This window comes from Nocardia sp. JW2, from assembly GCF_051843015.1.
Classification (GTDB): Bacteria; Actinomycetota; Actinomycetes; order Mycobacteriales; family Mycobacteriaceae; genus Nocardia; species Nocardia coubleae.
In genome coordinates this window covers 1-7438 of record NZ_JBPXLK010000052.1, presented here as the reverse complement: position 1 = coordinate 7438, position 7438 = coordinate 1, and the positions used below count along the sequence as shown (strand labels likewise).

Annotated in this window: 9 protein-coding genes; 4 read left to right on the top strand and 5 right to left on the bottom strand. The window is 68.5% G+C overall.

Features of this window, described 5'->3' with window-relative positions; translation table 11 throughout:
- Nucleotides 1–91 precede the first annotated feature (91 nt).
- Genes ACSVDM_RS30690 through ACSVDM_RS30680 form a run of 3 tightly spaced genes read right to left on the bottom strand, consistent with a single transcriptional unit; the run spans nt 92 to nt 2272 of the window.
- Nucleotides 92–859, bottom strand: coding sequence for a glycerophosphodiester phosphodiesterase (locus ACSVDM_RS30690; protein ID WP_067495278.1), 768 nt, complete (start codon nt 857–859; stop codon nt 92–94).
- Complete coding sequence (locus ACSVDM_RS30685; RefSeq protein ID WP_439269157.1) at nt 856–1893, bottom strand: DUF4328 domain-containing protein; 1038 nt, start codon at nt 1891–1893, stop codon at nt 856–858. The genes ACSVDM_RS30690 and ACSVDM_RS30685 overlap by 4 nt, the downstream gene beginning before the upstream one ends.
- Nucleotides 1894–1912: 19 nt before the next feature.
- Nucleotides 1913–2272 carry a rhodanese-like domain-containing protein gene (locus ACSVDM_RS30680; RefSeq protein WP_084457547.1) on the bottom strand — a complete coding sequence of 120 codons (360 nt, stop codon included), beginning with the start codon at nt 2270–2272 and terminating at the stop codon, nt 1913–1915.
- A gap of 366 nt (nt 2273–2638) precedes the next feature.
- Between ACSVDM_RS30680 and ACSVDM_RS30675 the strand changes: the two genes are divergently transcribed.
- The 4 genes from ACSVDM_RS30675 (at nt 2639) to ACSVDM_RS30660 (ending at nt 5730) form a co-directional block, all read left to right on the top strand.
- Nucleotides 2639–3250 (top strand): hypothetical protein, encoded by a 612-nt coding sequence (locus ACSVDM_RS30675; protein ID WP_357152020.1) that lies wholly within the window; start codon nt 2639–2641, stop codon nt 3248–3250.
- A 120-nt stretch (nt 3251–3370) separates the two neighbouring features.
- Nucleotides 3371–3994: a superoxide dismutase gene (locus ACSVDM_RS30670; RefSeq protein WP_067495485.1), complete on the top strand. Its 624-nt coding sequence runs from the start codon at nt 3371–3373 to the stop codon at nt 3992–3994.
- Between the two features lie 141 nt (nt 3995–4135).
- Nucleotides 4136–4663 carry a peptidase gene (locus ACSVDM_RS30665; RefSeq protein ID WP_067495270.1) on the top strand — a complete coding sequence of 176 codons (528 nt, stop codon included), beginning with the start codon at nt 4136–4138 and terminating at the stop codon, nt 4661–4663.
- 359 nt (nt 4664–5022) lie between these two features.
- Complete coding sequence (locus ACSVDM_RS30660; RefSeq protein ID WP_439269156.1) at nt 5023–5730, top strand: TMEM165/GDT1 family protein; 708 nt, start codon at nt 5023–5025, stop codon at nt 5728–5730.
- Here the strand turns inward: ACSVDM_RS30660 and ACSVDM_RS30655 are convergent.
- Both ACSVDM_RS30655 and ACSVDM_RS30650 read right to left on the bottom strand, forming a co-directional pair.
- Nucleotides 5706–6353, bottom strand: a complete 648-nt coding sequence (locus ACSVDM_RS30655) for a TetR/AcrR family transcriptional regulator (RefSeq protein WP_439269155.1) — start codon at nt 6351–6353, stop codon at nt 5706–5708. The genes ACSVDM_RS30660 and ACSVDM_RS30655 overlap by 25 nt on opposite strands.
- Nucleotides 6350–7225 carry an SDR family NAD(P)-dependent oxidoreductase gene (locus ACSVDM_RS30650; RefSeq protein ID WP_439269154.1) on the bottom strand — a complete coding sequence of 292 codons (876 nt, stop codon included), beginning with the start codon at nt 7223–7225 and terminating at the stop codon, nt 6350–6352. Before ACSVDM_RS30650 ends, ACSVDM_RS30655 begins: the two co-directional genes overlap by 4 nt.
- Nucleotides 7226–7438 lie beyond the last annotated feature (213 nt).

The window sequence follows — 7438 nt, the reverse complement described above, 5'->3', positions numbered from 1 at the left end:
CTGGACTGACCGGAGGGTGCGACGAAGGAGTGCCCGGAGGGAGGGAAGAGGCGGAGTCAAGCGCCGAGAACCGCGGCCCCGGCCGCCGATGTCACAGCGTGGCGAGCAGCGCCTTGGTGCGACCCGGGTGGTTGGTCGCCACCCAGCTCACGCCGAGGTCGGCACACAGCTGCACATCCTCGGGATCGTCGACGGTCCAGCAGTAGGTGGCCCGTCCCGCCGCGGCCGCCTTGTCGACGAGTTCCGGGTGCTCACGCAGGGTTTTCACCGACGGACCGACCGCCGTGGCGCCGACTGTCGTCGCCGCGCCGCCGCCGAGGAAGCGCGAGGATTCACCGAGCAGCACTGTCGGCAGCAGCGGCGCCGCGCGACGGATGCGCCACACGGCGGTGGCGGCGAACGACATCACCACGGCGCGCGAATGATCCGCCGAGGCGGGGGTGGCGATGCCGAAGCGCTGGAGTTCGGCGAGCACCTTGTTCTCCACCAGGGCGCCGTAGCGCACGGGGTGTTTGGTCTCGATGAAGAGTTTGGTCGGGCGGCTGCGCCAGTCGAGGACGAGGCCGATGAGGTCGCTCAGGGCGAGCACGCCCGCCGGTGCGTCCTCGGTGCCGAAGTTCATGTCGCGCAACTCGTCCAGGGTCAGCTCGCTGACCAGGCCCGTCGCGTCGGCGGTGCGGTCGACGGTGCGGTCGTGCACGCACACGAGGTGGCCGTCGCGGGTGAGCCGGACATCGCATTCCACCCCGTCGGCGCCCTCGGTCAGGGCGAGTTCGTAGGCGGCGAGAGTGTGCTCGGGAAGCTCGCCCGACGCACCACGGTGCGCGACGACGAACGGCGCGCGATTGCCCTGACTCACTTGGCCACAACCTCCTTGTGCGGATTCTCGCCCGGCTCGGCGGATTCCGAACGTTCTGTCTCCTCGGCCGTACTCGCACCGCCCGGTTCCACCGGGGCGATGACCTCCTGCGCCGGGTCGGCGGCGATCAGCAGGCGGTGCGCCGAACGGGGATTCCCGCGCAGGTCACGTCCCTCCAGCAGGCGAACCGTCCACAGCGTGAGCACCGCGAAGCCGGCCGCGCACAGGTCGGTGAACCCGGTGAACGAGACGCCGTCGGCCTCGGCTTGCAGGGTAGAGGCATTGCGCCACAGCGTCGCGGCGAGGAACAGCACCCCGCTCGTCGCCCAGGCGGCCCACCAGATCCGCACCGCGCGCAGTGCGCGTGGGTCGGGATGTGCCGCGGCGAGTTCGGTGAGGAAGACACCGGGCCAGACGAGGTTCACACCCGGGATCACGCAACCGGCGATCAGTGTCCACGATCGGCGCGGGTCGCGGCTGCCGTGCGCCGCGTAGGCGGCCCGGCGGGCCTCGATCAGCCACGAGACCAGCGACAGCGCCGTCAGCAGCGCGAGGATCGGCGCGAGCGTCCCGAACAGCCACACGGTGGCGTCGGAGATCCAGAGCAGCCAGCTCGGGATCAGGCGGGTGCGGTTCTGCAGCAGGATCAGGTAGCGGCCGTATTCGGCGAGGCCGGCGAGCACGAACGCCGCCGCGGTCATAACGAGCAGCCGGTCACGCCGGTCGGCGATGCCGCGCAACGGCCTGCGTGGTGCGCGCGGCTGGGCGGGCGGCGGATCGAGCAGACCCCAGCGCGGCACCTCGGTGTAGCGGGGAGTCGGGCCGGGGTCGGCGCGCACGGTGCGTGCGCTGACGCGGCGGTCGCGATGATCGGGCCTGCGGGCGACCCAGCGGTAGTTGCGCTTCTCCGGCGGCGCGTCGACCTTGCCCGGGGACAGCAGCACGCCACGACAGCGCGGGCACCAGTGCATCGGCGCGCCCTGCACGGCCCACCGCGCGCCACAGCGTGCACATGGTTGCACCACCGAACTCACCCGCGCACCCCGTTCCGGACTAGTAGATCTTGGCTTCGTGGTCGCCGTCGGCGACCACCGGACGGCCGGTCTGCTGCCAGGCGACCATGCCTCCGGCCACATGACAGGCCTCGTACCCGATGTGGGTCAGGTACTTGACCACCTCGATCGAGCGCCCGCCCTGCCTGCACACCACGTAGACCTCGGCATCGATGTCGATGTCGTCGAGGCGGGCGGGGACGTCGACCATCGGGATGTGGATGGCGCCCGGTGCGTGCCCGAGCTCCCATTCGTCGGGTTCGCGCACGTCGAGCAGCTGGGCGCCGGGGACCGGTTCCGCGCGGTCGAACCCGGCCGGTACCTCGCCCACCGGCACCGTGGGGACATCGGAGCTCGTCACGCCTCGATCCTGCCATGCCCGAAGCGGTGCCGGGCGCCGTGTGCGTGGTCTGTGGACCGATCTCGGTTATCCACAGAATCCACAGCTCGATCCACAGGTCTCAGCAATCGATCAGCACACCATCGGGGCGAGTCGCCCGTCGAGGGGGATTCGAGCTGGTTCGCGCGGCATGGGAACGACCGATCCGGGACTCCCCTCCTGACATCCCGGAGCGGTCGTTCGCCGCTGACGTCGGGATTTCGCGTCCGCAATGATCCCGACATCTACTTGGACGCACGCCGGACCGTTTCGGTTCCATAAAAACGACATCACTAGTGAAAATCCCATTTCGTGGGATCTGGGCGGGCAGATCGGTAGCCTGAGCGCATGAACCAGAGCAGGGGGCTACTCGACAGTTTCGACCGCAACGGCCTGAATACCGCTTTGTCCGAATCGACCTGTCTCGGTGTGGAGGTGGACGCCGACGCGGGCAAGCTGCAGCTGTGCCTGGCGGTGCTCACCCAGCCCGCCGACGGCGCCGAACCCGGTGAGCGCAAAGTGCTGCTCACCTTCACCGGTGTCACCCGCGTCGCCGCGTCGCTGCGCATCCAGCGCTGGGACGACATCGACGCCCGCGTCCTTCCCCTCACCATCGACCAGCTCGACGAGGCCATCGAGAGCTTCGGCGGCGGCGGCCTGCACGGCTGGGAGTTCATCGACGTCGACGACAGCGGCTGGACGCTGTGGAGCGAGCTGCTCAGCTTCGACACGGTGCTCGACCAGCGCATCGCCGCGCATGTCATCGAGTTCTCCCAGGAGGAGGGCATCGATCCGCGCGAACTCGACGTCCGAGTATGGTTCGACAAGATCACAATTACCGACCTGGACGGCCGCGAGATCCCGATGGCCGAGTTCGTCGAGGGCGGTCGCCGCTGGTGGGCCGCCCACGACTCGGGCGACGCCCGCGCAAGCAAAGCAGACGTCGCGCCCCCGCTGTAATCGGCTGGGCCATCAGAAATACAGCCCGCGCGTCGTCGGTTGCACGAATCGGGTGTACGAATGATGGTTGGTGTGCTCGATCGAATGGGCGCACACAGCCCGACACAGGAAAGGGACAACGTGGCCGAGTACACGCTGCCGGATCTGGATTACGACTACAGCGCACTGGAGCCCCACATCTCGGGGCAGATCAACGAGATCCACCACTCCAAGCACCATGCCGCCTACGTCGCCGGCGCGAACACCGCGCTGGAGAAGCTGGAAGCCGCGCGCGAAGCGGGCGATCACAGCGCCATCTTCCTGCACGAGAAGAACCTGGCCTTCCACCTGGGTGGTCACGCCAACCACTCCATCTGGTGGAAGAACCTCTCCCCCAACGGTGGTGACAAGCCGGAAGGCGACCTGGCCGCCGCCATCGACGACCAGTTCGGTTCGTTCGACAAGTTCCGCGCGCAGTTCACCGCCGCGGCCAACGGCCTGCAGGGTTCGGGCTGGGCCGTCCTGGGTTACGACACCCTCGGCCAGAAGCTGCTGACCTTCCAGCTGTACGACCAGCAGGCGAACGTGCCGCTCGGCATCATCCCGCTGCTGCAGGTCGACATGTGGGAGCACGCCTTCTACCTGCAGTACAAGAACGTCAAGGCCGACTACGTGACCGCGTTCTGGAACGTCGTCAACTGGGCCGACGTGCAGGACCGCTTCGCCCGCGCCGTCAACCAGGGCAAGGGCCTCATCTTTGGGTGAGTAGTACTTCCGTGAAGGGCCTCCCGGCGTTCGTCCGGGGGGCCTTTTGCGTGGAATGACCAGTTCCTGGCACTCAGTGGTACTTGTGTGCCAATAGGGTTGCGGGCTATTCCTGACTTATCCGTAAGTCGGGAGGTCGTCATGACTGTTCAGGGGCCGATCGGGTTCACGCCGTTTCAGGCGGATGGTCGTTTGCGGGGATTCGTGGTGTCGGGGCGGTGGCCGGATACCACCAAGGAGTGGGCGCAGGTGCTCGTGCTCGCCGTGCGGGTGGCGTCGCTGCCAGGCCTGCTGCTCACCAGCACCGTGTTCGGGGTCCGTGAGGAGTTGCCCGACGATCCGGAACCCGACACCGTCGGTCTCGTCCTCGCCGAGGGCCCGGTGGTCGGTGACCAGGCGATCGAGCCGGGCCGTTTCGCCGAGCACGTGCCGCCCGCCCTGCTGATGCTGCATCCGCCGTCGCAGACCCGGCCGTCGCTGCCCGAGTGTGTGGGCGCCGCGTCCGGGTGCGTGCTGCTGCCCGGCGTGCCGCATCTGGGTCTGGAGCATCGGGCCGCCTGGGCCGAGGCCGAACTCGACGGCACCGTCACCTCCCTGGTGAGCCGGGTCGGCATGGATCTCATCAGTGACCCGGATACCGCGGTGCTGGCAATGCTGTTGGCTGCCTGAGCCTTTCGCGGTACCGGTCTGGCGAACCACTGGCAACAGGGTTTCCCGATCCGGAATTCAGGGTTACCGAACTATTCGGGCCGCTCAGCCAAACTTATTGTGTCCGTTGCCCTTTCGATGACGCGATGTTGGCATTCCGGGAGCAACCGCGCTAGGGTGGACGACAGCGAAGGGGAGTAGCCCGCAATCGCCCAGTCGACATACTGATCGCCGCCACCACCGGCGCGGTCCGGCTGCGCGAACCGGTAGTCACCGGTGGGCGAGACCTTCGGCCACGAAACCGATCATTCGACCGGTGTGGCTGAAGGCATCCCCGTCTCAGCCGCAGGCCGGAAGTTGTTACCTGGGAGCTGAATTCATTGATCGCCACGATCCTGCTGAGCTTCGGCGTGATCTTCCTGGCCGAGCTGGGCGACAAATCGCAGCTGATGGCGCTGACCTTCTCGCTGCGCTACCGCTGGTGGGTCGTCCTGGCGGGAATCAGCGTCGCCAGTGTTGCCGTGAACCTCATCGCCGCGGGTGTGGGCCACTTTCTCGGCACGGCGTTGCCCGCCGGTGCCATCGCGGTGGTGACCGCGCTCACCCTGCTGGCCGTCGGCGTGTGGACCCTGCGTGACGCGCTCGCCTCGGCCGACGACACCGAGACCGCCCCCGAACCACCCAGCACCCGCAATGCGTTCCTCGTGGTGATCTCCGCTTTCATGCTCGCCGAACTCGGCGACCGGACCATGTTCGCCGCAGCCGCGCTCGCCTCGAACAACAGCTGGCTCGCGGTGTGGATCGGCTCGGTGGCAGGCATGGTCGCCGCGGGTGGGCTGGCGATTCTGGTCGGCAAGTTCGCGGGTAAGCACCTGCCCGAGCGCGGGATCGCCATCGCCTCCGGTCTGCTGTTCCTGTTCTTCGCCGGAAAGACTCTGCTCGACGCCTTCGTCCCCGGCGTCGACGGCGTCGCCGCCATCGCGCTCGCCCTGCTCGCCCCCGCCCTCACCGGCGCCGGGGTGCTGGCCTGGCGGTTCTCCCGGCGTGAGCGCGAGCCGGTGGATCAGCCGGCGAAGGCGTTGCCGTAAACCGTGCCCGAGCGCTGCGCCAACGCGATGAGCTGATCCTTCAGCTCCCACAGACTGTCCAGGTCGCCCCCGGAGATCTTGCCGGTGACCATCGCGCCGATCGCCGCCGCCAACGTGGCGCAGGCGAAGCGCTGCTCGTCGGTTTCGGCGCCGAGCATCGCCGCCACCACCGTGACGAACCGGTGCTGTAGGTCCATCCGGGCCGCGATCGCTGCCGGTCCCGCCGCGTACACCTCGACGAGGAACAGCCGCGCGGCGGCGGGATCGTCGATCAGGTGCTGGAAGTAGGCGGTGAGGATGCGGTCCATCCGGGTCGGCGCGTCGGCGTCGGCGAGTTCGGCGATGGTGTCCTGCAACCGGTCCGAGAGCAGCTTGGAGGCGCGGTCGAAGGCGGCGCGGAAGCAGTCCTCCTTGGAGCGGAACTGCTCGTAGAACGTCTCGCGTGACACCCCGGCGCGTTTGAGCACCGCCGCGACCGGCGTGCCGACATAACCGCTCTCGCACATCGCCTCCCCCATCGCGACGAGGATGCGTTCGCGCTGGGACGCGACCACTTCCTCGCGCGAGAGGCGGTGGCGCCCGCGTGGCAGCTGACGCAGGGTCGATCCGGGTTCCTCACTCATTGCCGTTCCATTCTGCGCGGCCGGGCCGGTTGGTCGGTGGTGAACGGTGCGTCCTCGTTGCGGGCGATCTCGACGGCGCGCGCCACCCTGTTGCCGTGTAGTCGTTGCACGACCAGCTGGGCGAAGGGGCGAAGCGGCCGGGCCATCGCCACCCACCACGGCGCGTACACCGTGGCCTTGCGGCGGGCCACAGCCCGTTCCATGGCGTCGACCGCCGGGCCGATCGGCGAGATCCCCGCCAGGCTCGTGCCGCCGAGGATGGTGTGCGCGGCGGCGGTGTCGAAGCCGCGCACGGTCATGTCGGTGTCGATCCCCGCGAAGTAGGTGATGCCCACTTTGGCGCCCGTAGAAGACAATTCGAAGCGCAGCGTTTCCGCGAGCGCGGCCACCGCGGCCGCCGACGCACTGTAGGCGCCGCCGAGCGGCAGCTGCACGGCACTCGAGATGGACGACATCATCAGGACGTACCCATCCGCGTGTGCGATATACGGACCCGCCGCCTGCACCGCGTACGCCACACCGAGCACGTTCACCGCGAGCGTCTCCTCGAGCACCGAGGCGTCACCACCGACCATCGCCATCTGCTTGGCGATCCCCGCGTTGGCCACCAGCACATCCAGCCCGCCGAGTTCGGCGACCAGCACCGGAATCACCCGCCCCACCTGGGCCGGGTCGGCCACATCGCAGTAGCGCCACGGCACATCACCGCATTCCGCGGCCACCTCGGCGAGCAGTTCCGGCTCGATCCCGAGCAGCGCGACCCGCGCCCCCTTCGCCGCCAGCCGCCGCGCCAGCGCCGCACCGATCCCGCGCGCGGCACCCGTGATCAGGACCCTGCGCCCGGCCACGCTCGGACCGGCGAACGATCTCATGACGGCACGCTACCACCGGCAAACACCGCTGTTCGCGACGATTTCGGCTACACCGAAGTAGGGGTGCGCCACACCACACCCCGCAACGCTATGGTGCATTATTGGCAGAAGGCCGATAAGGCCGCCAAACCACGACCGGTCTCGGCGCGTCGCCGCCTCTGGACTGACCGAAGGGTGCGACGAAGGAGTGCCCGTAGGGAGGGAAGAGGCGGC